This window comes from Sandarakinorhabdus sp. (assembly GCF_051860625.1).
In the GTDB taxonomy this organism is placed as follows: domain Bacteria; phylum Pseudomonadota; class Alphaproteobacteria; order Sphingomonadales; family Sphingomonadaceae; genus Sandarakinorhabdus.
On the sequence record NZ_JBHYDQ010000013.1, the window covers coordinates 1 to 15,936 of the forward strand.

Annotated in this window: 15 protein-coding genes and 1 rRNA gene; 2 read left to right on the top strand and 14 right to left on the bottom strand. The window is 64.4% G+C overall.

From position 1 onward, the window contains the following. Both ACTIEZ_RS12240 and ACTIEZ_RS12245 read right to left on the bottom strand, forming a co-directional pair. Positions 1-747: ribosomal RNA gene (locus ACTIEZ_RS12240) — 16S ribosomal RNA — on the bottom strand; the annotation flags it as partial. Between the two features lie 800 nt (positions 748-1,547). After that, positions 1,548-1,967, bottom strand: a complete 420-nt coding sequence (locus ACTIEZ_RS12245) for a CBS domain-containing protein (protein WP_439546964.1) — start codon at positions 1,965-1,967, stop codon at positions 1,548-1,550. 175 nt (positions 1,968-2,142) lie between these two features. Here ACTIEZ_RS12245 and ACTIEZ_RS12250 point away from each other — a divergent pair, with 175 nt between their 5' ends. Further along, positions 2,143-2,358 (top strand): hypothetical protein, encoded by a 216-nt coding sequence (locus tag ACTIEZ_RS12250; protein ID WP_439546965.1) that lies wholly within the window; start codon positions 2,143-2,145, stop codon positions 2,356-2,358. Between the two features lie 20 nt (positions 2,359-2,378). On the opposite strand, the gene ACTIEZ_RS12255 is transcribed toward ACTIEZ_RS12250, so the two are convergent. From ACTIEZ_RS12255 to ACTIEZ_RS12280, 6 genes are all read right to left on the bottom strand, one after another. After that, complete coding sequence (locus ACTIEZ_RS12255; RefSeq protein WP_439546966.1) at positions 2,379-3,365, bottom strand: DUF4167 domain-containing protein; 987 nt, start codon at positions 3,363-3,365, stop codon at positions 2,379-2,381. A gap of 167 nt (positions 3,366-3,532) precedes the next feature. Continuing rightward, entirely contained in the window at positions 3,533-4,336 is an 804-nt protein-coding gene (locus ACTIEZ_RS12260; RefSeq protein ID WP_439546967.1) for an SDR family NAD(P)-dependent oxidoreductase, read from the bottom strand. Beyond that, positions 4,333-5,019, bottom strand: coding sequence for an NnrU family protein (locus ACTIEZ_RS12265; protein WP_439546968.1), 687 nt, complete (start codon positions 5,017-5,019; stop codon positions 4,333-4,335). The genes ACTIEZ_RS12260 and ACTIEZ_RS12265 overlap by 4 nt, the downstream gene beginning before the upstream one ends. A 39-nt stretch (positions 5,020-5,058) precedes the next feature. Then, positions 5,059-6,354 carry an amidohydrolase family protein gene (locus ACTIEZ_RS12270; RefSeq protein WP_439546969.1) on the bottom strand — a complete coding sequence of 432 codons (1,296 nt, stop codon included), beginning with the start codon at positions 6,352-6,354 and terminating at the stop codon, positions 5,059-5,061. After that, positions 6,351-7,772, bottom strand: coding sequence for an amidohydrolase (locus ACTIEZ_RS12275; RefSeq protein WP_439546970.1), 1,422 nt, complete (start codon positions 7,770-7,772; stop codon positions 6,351-6,353). The genes ACTIEZ_RS12270 and ACTIEZ_RS12275 overlap by 4 nt, the downstream gene beginning before the upstream one ends. 53 nt (positions 7,773-7,825) lie before the next feature. After that, entirely contained in the window at positions 7,826-9,586 is a 1,761-nt protein-coding gene (locus ACTIEZ_RS12280) for a peptide MFS transporter (protein ID WP_439546971.1), read from the bottom strand. Between the two features lie 133 nt (positions 9,587-9,719). Between ACTIEZ_RS12280 and ACTIEZ_RS12285 the strand changes: the two genes are divergently transcribed. Continuing rightward, positions 9,720-10,298 (top strand): nitroreductase family protein, encoded by a 579-nt coding sequence (locus tag ACTIEZ_RS12285; RefSeq protein WP_439546972.1) that lies wholly within the window; start codon positions 9,720-9,722, stop codon positions 10,296-10,298. Here the strand turns inward: ACTIEZ_RS12285 and ACTIEZ_RS12290 are convergent, their stop codons facing one another. The 6 genes from ACTIEZ_RS12290 to ACTIEZ_RS12315 all read right to left on the bottom strand — a co-directional run bounded on the left by ACTIEZ_RS12290 (position 10,299) and on the right by ACTIEZ_RS12315 (position 15,794). Continuing rightward, entirely contained in the window at positions 10,299-10,979 is a 681-nt protein-coding gene (locus tag ACTIEZ_RS12290) for a head GIN domain-containing protein (protein ID WP_439546973.1), read from the bottom strand. It lies immediately after the preceding gene. A 59-nt stretch (positions 10,980-11,038) separates the two neighbouring features. Continuing rightward, positions 11,039-11,581, bottom strand: coding sequence for a hypothetical protein (locus ACTIEZ_RS12295; protein WP_439546974.1), 543 nt, complete (start codon positions 11,579-11,581; stop codon positions 11,039-11,041). 30 nt (positions 11,582-11,611) lie between these two features. Next, on the bottom strand, positions 11,612-12,115 hold the full coding sequence (locus ACTIEZ_RS12300; protein WP_439546975.1) for a CarD family transcriptional regulator: 504 nt from the start codon (positions 12,113-12,115) through the stop codon (positions 11,612-11,614). A gap of 346 nt (positions 12,116-12,461) precedes the next feature. Then, the gene (fdxA, locus tag ACTIEZ_RS12305) at positions 12,462-12,800 is read right to left on the bottom strand and encodes a ferredoxin FdxA (RefSeq protein WP_439546976.1); all 339 of its coding nucleotides are present in this window, start codon (positions 12,798-12,800) and stop codon (positions 12,462-12,464) included. 57 nt (positions 12,801-12,857) lie between these two features. Beyond that, entirely contained in the window at positions 12,858-13,187 is a 330-nt protein-coding gene (locus ACTIEZ_RS12310) for an RNA-binding S4 domain-containing protein (protein ID WP_439546977.1), read from the bottom strand. A gap of 3 nt (positions 13,188-13,190) precedes the next feature. Continuing rightward, on the bottom strand, positions 13,191-15,794 hold the full coding sequence (locus tag ACTIEZ_RS12315) for a helicase-related protein (RefSeq protein ID WP_439546978.1): 2,604 nt from the start codon (positions 15,792-15,794) through the stop codon (positions 13,191-13,193). Positions 15,795-15,936: the final 142 nt, after the last annotated feature.

Here is a 15,936-nt window from a genome sequence, read left to right on the forward strand (position 1 = left end):
ACTACCAGGGTATCTAATCCTGTTTGCTCCCCACGCTTTCGTACCTCAGCGTCAACAATGGTCCAGTGAGCCGCCTTCGCCACTGGTGTTCTTCCGAATATCTACGAATTTCACCTCTACACTCGGAATTCCACTCACCTCTCCCATGTTCAAGCTACCTAGTTTCAAAGGCAGTTCTGGAGTTGAGCTCCAGGCTTTCACCTCTGACTTGAATAGCCGCCTACGTACGCTTTACGCCCAGTGATTCCGAACAACGCTAGCCCCCTCCGTATTACCGCGGCTGCTGGCACGGAGTTAGCCGGGGCTTATTCTCCCGGTACGGTCATTATCTTCCCGGGTAAAAGAGCTTTACAACCCGAAGGCCTTCTTCACTCACGCGGCATTGCTGGATCAGGCTTTCGCCCATTGTCCAATATTCCCCACTGCTGCCTCCCGTAGGAGTCTGGGCCGTGTCTCAGTCCCAGTGTGGCTGATCATCCTCTCAGACCAGCTAAGGATCGTAGCCTTGGTGAGCCTTTACCTCACCAACTAGCTAATCCTACGCGGGCTCATCCCTGGGCGATAAATCTTTGGTCCGAAGACATCATACGGTATTAGCAGTAATTTCTCACTGTTATTCCGTACCCAAGGGCAGATTCCCACGCGTTACGCACCCGTGCGCCACTAAGCCCGAAGGCTTCGTTCGACTTGCATGTGTTAGGCATGCCGCCAGCGTTCGTTCTGAGCCAGGATCAAACTCTCAAGTTCATGCGACCAGATGCTACGGGGAAAACCGTTTGCATCCGACCGTTCGTTCAGGAGCTTATTCTGTCTGCACAACATCACTAACGTACCGGCAAAAAGCCGGTGTGCTTTGTGGTATTGAGACATATAAGCGTTGGTTTAACCACGGTATCCGGAGCCTGAACCCCCGAACCGTGGACCGCCGCCCACATGTCCCTTCATTTCAACCTACGATGAGAAAGAGCGACACCTGCTTGCCCCCTGGTTGCCCAGGTTCCAAACCGGTGTCTTGTCTGAGGTCGGCGGCGAACGCTTTGCCCTGAAGGGCGGTGGGCTCGTCGTCGGCGACGGAGGCGGCTTATGGTCCGCTCAGAACGCTCCGTCAACAACTTTTTCCGTTTTCTTTCCGATTGCTCGGAAGCTCCGAAGTTCCCGGAACCACAATGATTGTCTGCCCACTTTACTGGTGGGTCAAGACGACCGTTGCTGTTGTCGTTGGCTTTCGGCGAGAACCGGTGGTGCTCGTCGGCCGGGAGCGCTCGTCTATGGGCGGGGCCTCGAACTGGCAAGGAGTTTTTGCGGAAACGTGAAATTTTATGTCTCTCCCTTGGAAGATGCGAACCCTGTCCCTGTTGGACGACGCGCTTGCATGGCCCGGTTTTGGATGTCCCAGCGGCGGCAATGCGCCGAATCGGTGGGAACGACTCCTGGTTCAGACGGTTGGAGGCACCGTCACGAACCGGATTCGGAGCAAGGACCTGGTGCAACTGCCCTCTCGCAAGGACGAATCACTGCCCTGAGGCAGCGGCGTGGCAGCGGCACAATCAGCTCGCGATATAGTGTTTGAGCGAATCGGCCTCGGCCTCGGCATCCTCGATGCGGCGTTTGACGAGATCGCCGATCGACACGAGGCCGAGCAGCTTGCCGTCCTCCACGACCGGGAGATGGCGGAAGCGCCGGTCGGTCATGATGGCCATGGCATCACAGACACTCGTGCGCGGATCGGTGGTGATCACCGGTGCCGTCATCAAGTCACGCGCACGGGCATCATGCACTGCGGTGCCATGGGTGTGCAGGCAGCGGCAGATGTCGCGTTCGCTGACCAGGCCTGCAATCGCATCACCATCCATCACCAACACGGCACCAATGCGATGTTCGTGCAGTAGGGCGACAATTTCCGGCATGGTGGCATCGGGGTGCACGCTGACAACCGCCGTCTTGTCGACCAGAATCGAACCGATCATGATTCGCCTCCCCATGATTGGCGCGGTATGGTGCGCCGTGGGCCTGTGATCCGGATCGATGATGCGCCCATCCGGACAGGAAGGCAAAAGTTCAGTGAACAACAGACGAGACGGGCATGACCCGCAGGGCCAGGGCTCCCCAGCGATATCGGCATGGGTGCCATTCAAGCGGCTGATGGCGATTGCGAGCGGCCTGGCATTTGCCGCAGTCGTGGCGGCAGCGGCCTGGCTGCAGTGGACCGGCGCGCCGCCGCGCTGGGAGCTTTATCTGGCAGTGTCGGTGGGCGTGGCCGGCACGGTGCTGCTGACCGGCGCGCTGATGGGCCTGGTGTTCGTCTCCAGCCGATCAGGGCATGACGAATCGGTCGATCGCCGCGACGCGGGCGACTGACGCCCACGTCGCGGCAATGCTCATTCGGCGGCCGGCTCGATTTCGGCGACGACCTTGCGCGGACGTCCGCGGCGCTTGGGCGCCGGAGCTTCGGCCGATTCGTCTGGTGCAGGGGCCGGCGCAGGCGGTGCGGCTTCCTGAACCTGAGCCTCAGGTTGAGGTTCAGGCGTTACGCTGAGCGGACGATCTTCGTCGCGCACCGGCGCGCGGGCCGGTTCGGCACGTGAAACCGGCGGCGGCAGCGCCTGCAGCAGCGACTCGCGATCATCGGCAGCATCGGCGGCGCGCGGCGCGTCGTCCCGCTCCGGCCGACGGCTGCGGTCTTCGCGGGGGCGGTCACGCTGCCAATCGCGGCGGCTGCGGTCTTCGCGGGGGCGTTCTTCCTGCGGACGCTCGGTGCGCTGGCGCTCTTGCGGGCGATCATCACGCTGGCGGTCACTGCGGGGCCGGTCTTCGCGGGGACGATCATCGCGCTGACGGTCGTCACGTTGGCGATCCTGGGGACGATCCTGGGCCCGTTCCTGCGGGCGGTCCTCGCGCATGCGTTCGTTGTTGCGTTCCTCATCGCGGCGGGCGTCGTCGCGGCGCGACCCGCGATCATCGACATCGTCGCGGCCATCGTCACTGCTGTCGTTTTCACCATCGCTATCGATGCCATCATCGTCATAGCCTTGGCCGCGGCGCGCGTCGGGCTGGCGATCACGATAATCGCCGAGCAGGCGGAAATAATGTTCGGCATATTGCAGATAATATTCGGCGGTCACCCGATCGCCGGCCTGCTGCGCATCACGCGCCAGGGCCCGATATTTCTCCAGCAACTGGGTGGCATTGCCGCGCTGGCGATTGTCGAGCCGCGGGCCATAATTATTGCCACCAGCCATTTGCTGCGGGCGGGGGCCATTGTTGCTGCCACCCCGACGCCGGCGCTGGTTGTTTCTGATCAAGAGCCTTGTCCCCGTTCTTGGCCCCACCTGGGCCCGCTGTGGGTGAACTTCAGTGCCTTGCACTTGCCATCAGGCTCCAGCGTTGCCGAGTCTGCGGTTGTGCCCGCCTGCGGTTCCGTGGCCGTAAAGCCCGGCTGCCGATGTGCGAAGGCCGTCCAGCTGCAGTGCATGCGCCGGCTACCTGTGTGCGCCTTAGCGGCGCTGACGCCATCCGCCAAGGGAAAAAGACATTATCGGGCAACCTTGGGCGCCATGCTGGCCATCATGGCAAAGCAGCCTTCGGGGTCTTGCCGCTTCAGATCGAGCAATTGCATCTCCGGCGCCCCTTCGCGACCCACAGGAATCTCCGGCTTGTCGGCCAGGATGCCGGCGATGATCTGCGCCGCGGCTTCGTGGATGGAGATGCCGGCGTCGACCGGATCATCGCCCGCGCCTTTCTGGCTGCCATCACCGCGCAGCGCGTTGGCACCGATGCCGGTGGCAACAAAACCCGGCGTCAGCACATGCACGTGCAGGCCATATTGGCTGATTTCGGCGCGCATCGCATCGGACCATCCGACAAGCGCGTGTTTGGCCGCGCAATAACCGGTGCGCAGCGGCGAGCCGACCTTGCCGGCGACCGAGGCATTGTTGATGATTCGGCCGCTTCCCCGCGCGACCATCGCCGGCAGCACCAGCTGCGTCAGCCGCAGCGGCGCGAAGAAATCCACCTCCATGATGGTCCGGTACACGCTGAAATCCGTGTCGAGCGCCAGGCTGCGCTGCGAGATGCCGGCATTGTTGACCAGCCAATCGATGCCGCCGGTCACCGCCTGCACACGATCGACAATGGTGGGCAGCGCATCAAGATCGGTGCCTTCGAACGCCTCCACGATGCTGCCGGGGCATTGGGCCGCCACTTCATCGAGGGCGGCCTGGTTGCGGCCGGACAGCACCAGCCGGGCGCCATGGGCGGCCAGCGCCAGCGCCAGCCCCTTGCCGATGCCCGACGAAGCGCCAGTGATCCAGATAATTTTGCCCGCAACATTGCTCATTGCATGTAACTCCAACCTGCGGCGGGAACGCCGATCAGCCAGCTGTGGCCCCAGCCCAGAAACACGAACCAGATCGCGGCGCCGCCCAGCATCGGCACCACGCCGGGCCACACTGCACTGACCGGCTGCCGGCCGGCAAGGATCGCCCCGAACGGCACATGGCTGGTGCGCGCCATGTGGGCGGTGTAATTGCTGTCCTGTTGCTGCTTCTTGCTGTCCTGCATCACGGTGCCGATCAGCGCCAGCGCAGCGATGCCGGCGGCCAGGATGATGGTGCGCGGATCGGCGGTCATGGCCATATGCACCCCGGCCCACAGCACGAAGCTCCACATCATCGGATGGCGGGTGATTCGCTGCATGCCCTTGGGCTCCCCCTTCACGCCGGGCATCATCGCCGGGTTGGGCGCAGTGACGGATCCGACGAACAGGATGAAGGCGATCAGCATGACGACCAGCGCCGGGCCATAGGCCCAGGCCGGCGTGTCCCACAGCCGGGTGCCGGGGATCTGCCGCCACAATTGCACGGCACTGCTCAGCGTGGCGATCGCCACCAGCGAATAGACGACCGCAAAGCCCCCTGCCCCCAGCCGCGCCACCAGCGGTGCGCGCAACGGGTGGGAGAGAAGTTCATGGGTGACGACAAACGCGCCAACCAACACGGCGAGCAACAGCAGATCAGACATGTTGTTCTCCCCGCGCTGCGGCCCTGCCGGCTGCAGCGATCATTGCGGATATTGCAGCGGCAAATCCGTTCGGCCAAGCGTCTTGTAACGCTGCGCCAATATGCTCTGCCGGCTGGTCATCGGCTGCGACGCCCCGTCGATCCAGACAATGGTCGGCGTGCTGGTCAATTCCAGCGGATCGCCATCCCACAGCACGATATCGGCGCGCTTGCCGACCTCCAGCGTGCCGGTATCGGTGAGGCCGAGCAGGCGCGCTGGATTGGCGGTGATGCTGGCGAGCGCCTGGGCATGGCTGAGCCCCTTGCCGCCGGGGATCAGCCCTTGCGCCACCGCATTGCCGGCATAGCCCGGCAGATTGACCGGCGTGGTGCCACCGATGCCGCCCAGGGGACCCAGCACCACCGTCACGCCTGCCGCCGTCAGGATGCCGGCATTGTTGCGTGATGCCGCCAGCCCTTCGAAATCGTCGGGCAGATCATAGAGGCTGTGGGTGATCACCGGAACGCCGGCGCGCGCAATCTGCGGCGCCACCAGCCAGGCTTCGCGGGCGCTGACCAGTACGGGCCGCAGCGCCGGGTAGCGCGCCTTCAACTTGAGCACCTCGAGGATGTCGGCGGCGCGTTCGACATGCACCATCAGCAATTGCGTGCCGTTCAGGACTGGCAGCAGCGCCTCCACATCGCGGCGCTTGACCAGCGAGCCTTCATCCTCGCCGCCAACATTTGTGGCCGGGTTGGCCGCCAGCCGTTTCGCAGCATCGAGCAGGCCGAGCAGTTGCGCCCAAGCCGCCGGGCGCGAGCCGCCGGCCAGCCGCGCACCGGCTTCGCCCAGTTCGACATATTGAAAGGCACGCGCCTTGATTACCGTTGGACCATCGGCCGCCAGGCTGACCAGCGCGCCCTGGCCGCCAAAGATGGCAGCACCCGATTCGGGCACGGCGGCGGCGCGGGTGACACCAGCCATGCGATAGATAGCGAAATGCAGCGAGGCCGGGTTGATGGCGGCCGCCATGTCCAGCGACGCCGAGAAGGGCGAGGTGCGCGCGCTGCCATCATTGGTTTCGCGCACGCCGCCGACTTCGGTCAGGCCGAGATCGCTGGGCACGGCGACGATGCCGGGGGTGACCGGCTGGCCCTTGGCGTCGATCACCGTCGCGCCGGCCGGGGCGGGCAGGCCAGCGCCAATGGCGGTGATGCGGCCATTGTCGATGATGATGGTGGCGTTCCGGATCACCTCCTCACCGCGTGCCGTGTGGGCGGTGGCGCCGGTGATGGCGATGGGGGCGGAAAACGCCGGTGCGCTTGCCAGCAGCGCAAGAATCGCAAGCCGTTTCATTTCACTTCCCCCTGGCCGGGCTGGCCCAGCTCGAAATCGGCAATCGGCCGGCGTTTGGGGTCGTCCCAATCATACATCAGCGCGCCATCGATCCAGACGTTCATGGGCCGCGCATAGACGCTGAACGGTTCGGCCGACCACAGCACGACGTCAGCGGCCTTGCCGACCTCCAGACTGCCGGTGCGATCGGCGATGCCGAGGCCCTTGGCCGGGTTCAGGCTGAGCCAGGTCCAGGCATATTCGGGCGTGATGGTCAGGCCCAGCCGGCGGCCGGCGGCGATGGCCTTGGCGGCTTCCTGATTCAGGCGCTGGATGCCGTTGGCATCATCGCTGTGCACGATGGCGCAGGCGCCGGCGGCGTCCACCAGCGCGATATTCTCGCGGATGCCGTCATAGCTTTCCATCTTGAAGCCGTACCAATCCGCCCACATTGCCGAGCAGATGCCTTCGGCTTTCAGCATGTCGGCGATCTTGTAGCTTTCTACCGCGTGGTGGAAGGCCGTCACCTTGTAACCAAACTCCTTCGACATGCTGATGACGTTGGCCATTTCATCGGCGCGATAGCAGTGGTTCTGCACCAATATCTCGCCACTGAGCACGCCGGCCAGCGTGTCCATTGCCAGTTCGCGGCGCGGGACGTCAGTGGGCTTGGCTTTGCCGGCCTCGGCGCGGCTGCTGTAATCATCCCAGCGGCGCTTGTAGGCCGCCGCGTCCGACCATAATTGGCGCGCGTAGGCAATATTGCCCATGCGGGTGGAGGGCAGTTGGTTGCGGCTGCCATAGACGCGCTTGGGGTTTTCGCCGCAGGCCATTTTCAGGCTGTAGGGCGCGTTCGGAAACTTCATTTCCTGCACGCTGCGGCCATAAACGGGTTTCAGCGTGGTGCCGCGGCCACCGAACAGATTGGCGGAGCCGGGCAGCACATGCAGCGCGGTGATGCCGCCGGCCAGCGCCCGCGAAAATCCGGGGTCCTGCGGCCAGACGCTATGTTCGGCCCACACTTCCGGGCGGGCCGGGCTGGTGGCTTCGTTGCCGTCGCTGTGCGCCTGCACGCCGGGGCTGGGATAGACGCCGAGGTGGCTGTGAATGTCGATGATGCCGGCCGTCACATATTTGCCGGCGGCCTCGATCAGCTTGGCGCCGGGCGGCACGGCGACCGATGGGCCGATTTCGGCGACCTTGCCGTTTTCGATGCGGATCATGGCATTGTCGAGCCGGCGGCCGGTGCCATCATAGATGGTGGCACTGCGGATCACCGTGGTCTGGCCGGGGTAAGGCTTGTATTGGCTGGGCCAGGGATCCTTGCCGACCCGGATGACTTCGGCGGGGGCGGGCGACGCATCGTCCTTCTTGTCGGCGGCGTAGGCTGTGGTCGCCAGCACCAGTGTGGCGGCAGCCAGCAAGTAGGTCGATTTCATCAAACACGCTCCCCTGTTGGCGCCATGCTGGGCCAACGACATGCAAATCGCAATCACTTCACGCCGTGCATCAACCGCTTCAGCAACGGCGAGATCAGCAGCAGCACGCCGCCGATGGCCGCGGCCGCCAGCCCGATGGTCTGGAACACCTGGGTATAGGTATCGAGGCTGACCTTCAGGTTGGTGACCTGGCCCCCCACCGTCTCGACACTGGCGACCTGCGCCACCAGGCCGCCGACATATTGCGCGCAGGCGATGGAGACGAACCACAAGCCCATCATCAGCCCGACGATGCGGGCGATCGACAATTTGGTGACCATCGACAGGCCGACCGGGGAGATCATCAGTTCGGCCATCGAATGGATCAGATAGAGGCCGGCCAGCCACCACACGCCGACCTTGAAATTCGGGCCGGCAAACTGCGTACCCCACACCAGGAACAGGAAACCGAGGCCGACGCCGACCAGCGCCATGCCAAACTTGACCGGAATGCCCGGTTCAATGCCGCGCCGGCCCAGCGCCTGCCACAGCGCACTGAACACCGGGGCGAGCATGACGATGAAGATGGCGTTGAAGAATTGCGTCTGCGCCGGCTGGATATCGAACAGGCCGAAGATCGACAGATCGGTGTTGCGCGACGCGAACAGGGTCAGGCTGGAGCCGGCCTGCTCGAACAGCGTCCAGAACACCACGTTGAACACAATCAGCACGATGGCGGCGAGCATCATCTGCCACTCCTGCCGCGTGCCGACCATGAACGACCAGATCGGGATCAGCACCACGCAGGCGAGGAAGGTTGCGAACAGCACCTTGCCCAGGATCGGCAGGGCGATGAGATAGCCGATGAAGCCCTCGCCCTCCACGGGGGGCGGCGCCGCCATCAGATTGGTGAACAGGAACCACACCAGCGGAATGGTGAGGATGGCACCGATATAGATGGGCAGATCGCGCTTGGGGGCATCCTTGGGCGGTTCGCCATAGCCGGCGAGTTTCGGCCCGGAAAACTGGATCAGATACCAGGACAATGTCATGCCCAGCGCGGCCAGCAGGAAACCGGCCCACCAGCCGAACTCGGCCGCCACGAACGGACAGGCGAGCTGGCTGCCCAGCGAACCAAGGTTGATGCCCATATAAAAGATGGTGAAGCCTGCGTCGCGTCGGGGATCGCCCTTGGCATAGAGGCTGCCGACCATCGTCGAGATATTGGGCTTGAAAAAGCCGTTGCCGATGGTGACGGCCGACAGGCCGAGCAGCAGGATGGTGACGGTGAGCGCATTGCGATCCCCGCCAGCTTCGAAGCCGCCCTTGGCAATGCGGCGCGCTTCGCTGCCATCGGGCACGGTGAGCGATACGCTGCCGTCTTCATTGCCCTTGATCTGCAGGCGGGTGCCATCCAGCTCGACGAACTGCGCGGTGTCGTTGCCGGTCTTCACCACGGTGACGTCGTAACGCTGGCCGTCGATGCTAGCCCAGGGCCGCGCCGCTTCGCCACCGAAACACAGGGTGAAATAGCCCACCGCCATCATGATCGCGCCGAATTTCACGGCTTTTTTGGATCCGAGATACTTGTCGGCCAGCAGGCCGCCGATCAGCGGAGTGAGATAAACCAGCGCGGTGAAGCCGCCATAAAGGCTGGTGGTCGTGCTGTCAGAAAACAGGAAATGCTCGGCGAGATAGAGCGTGAGCAGCGCCCGCATGCCGTAATAGCCAAAGCGCTCCATGGCTTCGGTGGTGAACAGCCGCGCCAGTTGCGCCGGGTGGCCGAACCATTGCGGGCGGGTGTCGGCCACCGCGGCGCTCGCATTCTCGCTCAAATCGCGTCTCCCTCGCGCGCCGCCCAGGGGCAGCGTCCAACCTCGACTCCTGATAGCGGGGTTGCATCGCTTGGCAATGGGGCGGCCTTGCACTGTGATTGCCGAGGCGCACTGCCAGCGCTAAACCAATGCCATGGATAGTTTCAATGATCAGACCAACATGGCCAGCCTGCTCGCGACGCGGCGATCGGGCAAGGCGCGCGATATGGTGGCGCCGGGGCCGGACGCGGGGCAGTTGCAGGCGATCCTGGCGGCAGCCGCGCGGGTGCCGGACCATGGCAAGCTGAACCCGTGGCGGTTTGTGGTAATCGATGATCGGGCGGCGTTTTCCGAGGCGCTGATGGCCATCTATCTGGCCGGCAAACCCGATGCCGGCCGGCTGGAGCGTGAAGCGGTGACGCAGTTCGCCACTCAGGCGCCGTGGCTGGTGGTGGTGATATCGAGCCCGAAGCCGAGCCATATCCCGCGGTGGGAGCAGGAGCTTTCGGTGGGGGCCGCCTGCCAGAATCTGCTGCTGGCGGCGCATGCGCACGGCTTTGTCGGCAATTGGCTGACCGGCTGGGCGGCTTATGACGCGGCCGTGCTGGCGCTGCTGGGTGGCGCCGCGCCCGAACGGATTGCCGGGTTCTTCTTCATCGGTTCGCAAGCGCGTCCGCTGGAAGAACGGCCCCGGCCCGAATTGGCTTGCGTAGTCAGCCGCTGGCCGGCCTGATCAGCCGCAGCGCACCGTGCCGCTGCCGGCGACCCGCTTTGTGCAGCGCCCGCCGCCGGTGATGGTCACATCGCCAGAGCCTGCGACACGGACGGTGGCTTCGGCAGTGGCGTGGGCGGCGACATCGCCCGATCCGCTGACGGCGATGTTGGCGCGTTCGCACTTGAGGCCGGCCAACATGGCATCGCCGCTGCCGGAAATGCGCACATCAAGTGCCCCGCATTTGCCAGCCGCCGTGGCGTCGCCAGAGCCGGACACAGCCAGCTTGACAGTGGCGGCATCGAGCGCAGCCACGTTGATGTTGCCCGAACCGGAAATAGCCATGGCAAATTCAGGGCCCTGGCCGCGATCGGCCGTGACATTGGCCGAGCCGGAAACCGACAACGCATGCAGCGCGGGCATGGTCACCGCAACTTGCACGCCCTTGCCGCCCCAGCTCCAGCGCTCCGATTTGCGGCGCACCTTCAACTGGCCATTTTCCACCACAAGATCGAGCTTTGCCAGATCGTCGTCGGTGCCGGTGGCCACCACGCGAAAGGCGCTGCCCTGGCGGATGCTGACATTGTCACTGCCGGCGACAGCCACCTTGTCAAAGCCAGCCAGTTTGAAACTGCGATCCGCAGCCAAGGACGGGGCGGCGAGGCCGGCAATCAGGCTGGCGGCAATGGCGTAGCGGGACATGGGCAGACACTCCTTAGCGTATTGCCTGAGCAATACACCTGCGTGCTGACCTGCGCAAGTCACAGCTTCGCGCGGGTTGAATCAAGCCCGAAAATATTGATTTCAATGACGAAAAAACAGACGATCCAGATGGCTGCATCCCAGAAATCCAGCCATGCACCATCCATCCCCCACCAGACGGCGCAGAGGAAGGTGATGCCATAGAGGCTCCAGCGCAGCGCGGCGCGCGCTGGCCCGCGCGATCCATCCGGGCGGAACAGATCAACCCAGATCAGCGCCGAGATTGCCAGCCAGGCAGTGGCGTTGGCGATTTCGATGGGGTCGCGGATGGCGACATAATGGTTCAGCGCAAACAGCGCGCACGCATAGCCGAGCAGTTCAAAGCCCAACGAAGGCACGCTGATGCGGGTCAGCGCTTCGCCGGGCGGCAAGCGGCCAGTTTCCCATTCGAAGACAGCGAGGATGATGATCCAGCCGATCTGATCGACTGCCTTGGGCGCCAGCCAATCATCGCCGTCCAGAATGAACAGGCCGACATTGGCCAGCAACGCCGCATAGACCACGGCCTTGAAGGCCTGGAACCAGAGGAATTTGCTGGCCAATGTCGGCGCTGATCAGATCAGCGGATTGGCTCAGGCAGCTTTGAGCACCTGTTCGATCTTCTGCTGGGCGGCTGGTTCGTCGATATTTTCCATCGCCGCCAGTTCGCGCGCCAGCCGGCCGATGGCGGCTTCGTAGATCTGCCGCTCGGAATAGCTTTGCTCCGGCTGATCCTCGGCGCGGTGGAGATCCCGCACCACTTCGGCGATGCTGACCAGATCGCCCGAATTGATCTTGGCTTCATATTCCTGGGCGCGGCGCGACCACATGGTGCGCTTGATGCGCGGACGGCCCTTCAAGGTGGTCAGCGCTTCGTTCATGGTGGCCGTGCTCGACAGCTTGCGCATGCCGACGCTTTCGACCTTGTTCATCGGCACCCGCAGCGTCATCCGCTCTTTTTCGAAGCGCAGCACGAACAGATCGAGCGCGACCCCGGCAATTTCCTGGTGCTGGATCTCCACGACACGGCCAACGCCATGCTTGGGATACACAACATAGTCACCGACTTCGAAACCGAGCGGTTTGGCAAGTGCCATCGATCCATGTCCTTCTATTCTTTGCGGCAGCCGGGGCAAATCCACGCGCATCCCGACCGGTTAGGCGCCGGTTGATGCCATTTCGCGAATTCGACCAACCATGCTGCCTGCCTGCCTTGCTCCAGACCTGGCCCCTCATCCGCCCGGCAGGGGGGCGCGTGGATGGTGAACCGGCGATACGGAAATGGCATTCACCACCAACCGTGTAGGGTTAGTATCAGAAACTTGTCACAAACGCCATATCAGCGTGACAAAAGCGTCGGCGGATGACCGCCGACGCCGATTTCAACCCTTATCGTCTGGCAGCAACGCGCAAAAACGTCGCGTTTTGCCCGTTAGTTGCCGCTCAGGACCCTTTGCCGGGTGTATCGGTGAAATATTTGTCGAACTTGCCTTCTTCGCCCTTATGCGAATCGGCGTCGTCCGGGGTTTCGCCCTTCATGGTGATGTTGGGCCACGATGCCGCGTAGGTGGCGTTCAGCTCCATCCACTTTTCCAGGCCGCCTTCGGTATCGGGCAGGATGGCTTCGGCCGGGCATTCCGGTTCGCACACGCCGCAATCGATGCACTCGTTGGGGTTGATGACCACCATGGTCTCCCCTTCATAGAAGCAGTCCACCGGACAGACTTCCACACAATCCATATACTTGCACTTGATGCATGCTTCGGTGACGACGTAGGCCATAAGTCTCCCCTGGAGCCAGGTTTTGGGGGGCTACCCCCCTTCAAGTTCGTCGCGGCCTTAGGCGACCGCAAAGCCTTCTGGCAAGAGGGCATGTTGCCCACAGTTCATGTTGCTGCGCTCCGGCGTCAGATCGGTGTAATATTCCCGCGCCTCCACATAGGGTCCGCGCCGGTCGGGAATGCCCTCCACCCGTACCACGATGATCTCGTCGCCGCGCGGCCAACTGAGCACGCTGCCAGCGCGCACCAGGGCCGAGGCGCGATCGACAACGCGGCCATCGATCCGCAATCGTCGGCTTTCACACAGGTCCTGGGCATAAGATCGGCTCGGCGCCAGGCGCGCGAACCAGAGATATTTGTCGAGCCGAAGCCCTGCCCCGTAGACCAAATGCTACCTGCCTTTCATGCCAGCCAGAACAGCGAAGGGTGACGTGTCGTTCCCTCTGGCCACAGGAACGGCGTCAGGTGGTGGCAGTGGTGGGCGGCGCCTGCCGGCCCAGGCAAAATGCGGCGCGCCATCGACCAGGCGCGGGCGATAGCCGAGTGCACGCAGCAGCCGCGCCAGCCCGTCCTGCGACAGGCCCAGGCTGGCGGCCCAATTGGGATCGGGCATGAACGGCACGCGGCCATCGCGGCGTTCGTGGATGTGCCGCGCCAGCCGATCGACCATGTCGATGCGCACGGCGATGGCGTCGCGGCCCCCGTTGCCGCTACTGCCGACACGCCAGTAGCCGGCGACGGCCAGCACATCGGCGTCGGCCTCCACGTCGGCCGCCATGGACACGCGACCCGGCGCCGGCAGTGGCGGCAACATCGTCAGATCATTGGCCACCGCCCACAGCGCCAGTCGCCAGCGGGTCGGTTCCGGGCGCAGCAGATTGGCCATGAACAGGTGCAGTGGCCCCAGCCGCACACCGCAGCGCGCCAGCGCCTGGCGATCCGTACGGGTGAGGCCGACCATCTGTTCGGCGACGGCTTCGCGCGACAGCACGCCCAGGGCGGCCACCAGTTGCACGATCAGGCCGCGCGCCGACGGCGAGACATCGCCATGCAGGGCGGAAAGTTTGGCCAACGGCGCCAGCACCTTGCCGGCGCTGTCGGCGACGAAGCGTTCGAGCCGTTCGCTGACCCGGCGGCGATCATCGGGGGCAAGGCCAGCGATGCTGCGGTCCACCTCCACCCGCGGGGTGAGCGCATCGCGGCCCTTGCGCAGCACCGCCACCCGTGCGCCGCGCCACGTGAGGCGGGGCGGCAGATCGCCATTGAAATCAAGTGCGAAATCCTTGTCGTCGCTCTCCGCAAGTTGCTTCGCCCGCGCGGCCAGTTCGCGCACCAGATGGCGTTCGGCGGCCGCCAGCAGCAGGCGTTGTTCGCCGGCGCGGGCCTGAGCATCGGCGGTGAAACGAAAGCCCTCCAGCCGCCCGATCGGCTCGCCATCCACCGCGACTTCGCCGGTGGCGTCGATCAGCACGGCAGCGGACGCGCCCTTGGCCTTCAGATCCTTCAGCAACACTGCGGTGCGGCGATCGACGAAGCGCTGGGTCAGCGCGCCGTGCAGCGCATCGGACAGGCGGTTTTCGACATCGCGGGTGCGTTCGGCCCATTCCGCCGGATTGGCCAGCCAGTCGGGCCGGTGCGCCACATAGGTCCAGGTGCGAACCGCGGCGATCCGGTCCGCAATCGTCTCAACATCGCCGCTGACGCGATCGAGATGCGCGACTTCGGCAGCGATCCAGGCTTCGGGCAGATGGCCGGCGCCTTCGGTGAGGTGGCGGAACACCCGGCCGGCCAGACGCGTGTGCGCCTCCACGCCGGTCTTGCGATAATCGGGCAGGCCGCAGGATTGCCAGAGGCGGAACAGGCCGCGTTCGCCGAGCAGGCGGGCGTTCGCGCGTTCCATCACCCAGGGTTCGCCAGCGAGGCGCTTCAGCACGGCCAGATCGAGTGCATCATCGGCGCGCACCAGTTCGGGGCGGGGGCTGCGCGCCTCCATGGTCGCCACCAGCCGCGTCAGGCTGGAGAAATCCAGATCATGGTTGCGCCACACCAATTGGGTCAGCGGCTCGAAACGATGTGCTTCCAGCCCTTCGATTTCTTCGGGCGTGAAGGCGCAATTGGCTTCGGCGCCCAGTTGCACGGTGCCGAACGTGCCGTCCTTCTGGTGGCGGCCGGCGCGGCCGGCAATCTGTGCCATTTCCGCCAGCATCAGCCGGCGCTGGCGCTTGCCATCGAACTTGCCCAGCCCAGCGAATGCGACATGGGCGATATCCATGTTGAGGCCCATGCCGATGGCATCGGTGGCGACAAGATAATCGACCTCGCCCGATTGATACATCGCCACCTGCGCGTTGCGGGTGCGCGGCGACAGGCTGCCCATCACCACTGCAGCACCGCCCTTTTGCCGGCGCAGCATTTCGGCGATGGCGTAAACCTCGGCAGCGGTGAAGGCGACGATGGCCGTGCGGCGCGGCAGCCGCGAAAGCTTCTTCGGCCCGGCGTAGGCCAGGGTGGAAAAGCGCGGCCGGGTGATGATCTCGGCTTCGGGCACCAATTTGCGGACCAGCGGCTTGATGGTTTCGGAGCCCAGGATCATGGTTTCGGCATAGCCGCGCGCATGCAGCAGGCGGTTGGTGAACACATGGCCGCGTTCGGGATCGGCGCCCATCTGCGCTTCGTCGATGCCGATGAACGCGGCTTCGCGGTCGAGCGGCATCGATTCCATCGTGCACAGGAACCAGCGTGCCTGCGGCGGCACGATCTTTTCCTCGCCGGTAATGAGCGCCACGCTGTTGGCGCCCTTGGCCGCGACAACCTTTTCATAGACTTCGCGGGCGAGCAGCCGCAGCGGGAAGCCCATGATGCCGCTGGCATGGCCGCACAGCCGTTCGACGGCCAGATGGGTCTTGCCGGTGTTGGTGGGGCCGAGCACGGCCGTGACCTTCGCCTCACCAGACGAATTGCCGGGCCGATTGAACGAGGCGCCGATACCATTCACGCGATGAAGGTGGCCGTTGCTGGCCCGCCCCGCAATGGGGTGTGGCGATTGCGCCCGACGAAGCGAGCCAGGAGCGCGGGTGCCAGAGCGTATGGGTGAGCGGGCGGACAAAAGGCCGGCAAACCGGCGGCGAGCGAAGCGG

What these genes read in the sequence shown, in the direction of transcription:
- ACTIEZ_RS12300 (WP_439546975.1), bottom strand. Translation starts at nt 12,115, where the DNA reads ATGGCACTTGCCAAACCGCTCGGTTTCGAAGTCGGTGACTATGTTGTG.
- ACTIEZ_RS12290 (WP_439546973.1), bottom strand. Translation starts at nt 10,979, where the DNA reads ATGTCCCGCTACGCCATTGCCGCCAGCCTGATTGCCGGCCTCGCCGCC.
- ACTIEZ_RS12260 (WP_439546967.1), bottom strand. Translation starts at nt 4,336, where the DNA reads ATGAGCAATGTTGCGGGCAAAATTATCTGGATCACTGGCGCTTCGTCG.
- ACTIEZ_RS12250 (WP_439546965.1), top strand. Translation starts at nt 2,143, where the DNA reads ATGGCGATTGCGAGCGGCCTGGCATTTGCCGCAGTCGTGGCGGCAGCG.
- ACTIEZ_RS12270 (WP_439546969.1), bottom strand. Translation starts at nt 6,354, where the DNA reads ATGAAACGGCTTGCGATTCTTGCGCTGCTGGCAAGCGCACCGGCGTTT.
- ACTIEZ_RS12245 (WP_439546964.1), bottom strand. Translation starts at nt 1,967, where the DNA reads ATGATCGGTTCGATTCTGGTCGACAAGACGGCGGTTGTCAGCGTGCAC.
- ACTIEZ_RS12265 (WP_439546968.1), bottom strand. Translation starts at nt 5,019, where the DNA reads ATGTCTGATCTGCTGTTGCTCGCCGTGTTGGTTGGCGCGTTTGTCGTC.
- ACTIEZ_RS12275 (WP_439546970.1), bottom strand. Translation starts at nt 7,772, where the DNA reads ATGAAATCGACCTACTTGCTGGCTGCCGCCACACTGGTGCTGGCGACC.
- fdxA (WP_439546976.1), bottom strand. Translation starts at nt 12,800, where the DNA reads ATGGCCTACGTCGTCACCGAAGCATGCATCAAGTGCAAGTATATGGAT.
- ACTIEZ_RS12285 (WP_439546972.1), top strand. Translation starts at nt 9,720, where the DNA reads ATGGATAGTTTCAATGATCAGACCAACATGGCCAGCCTGCTCGCGACG.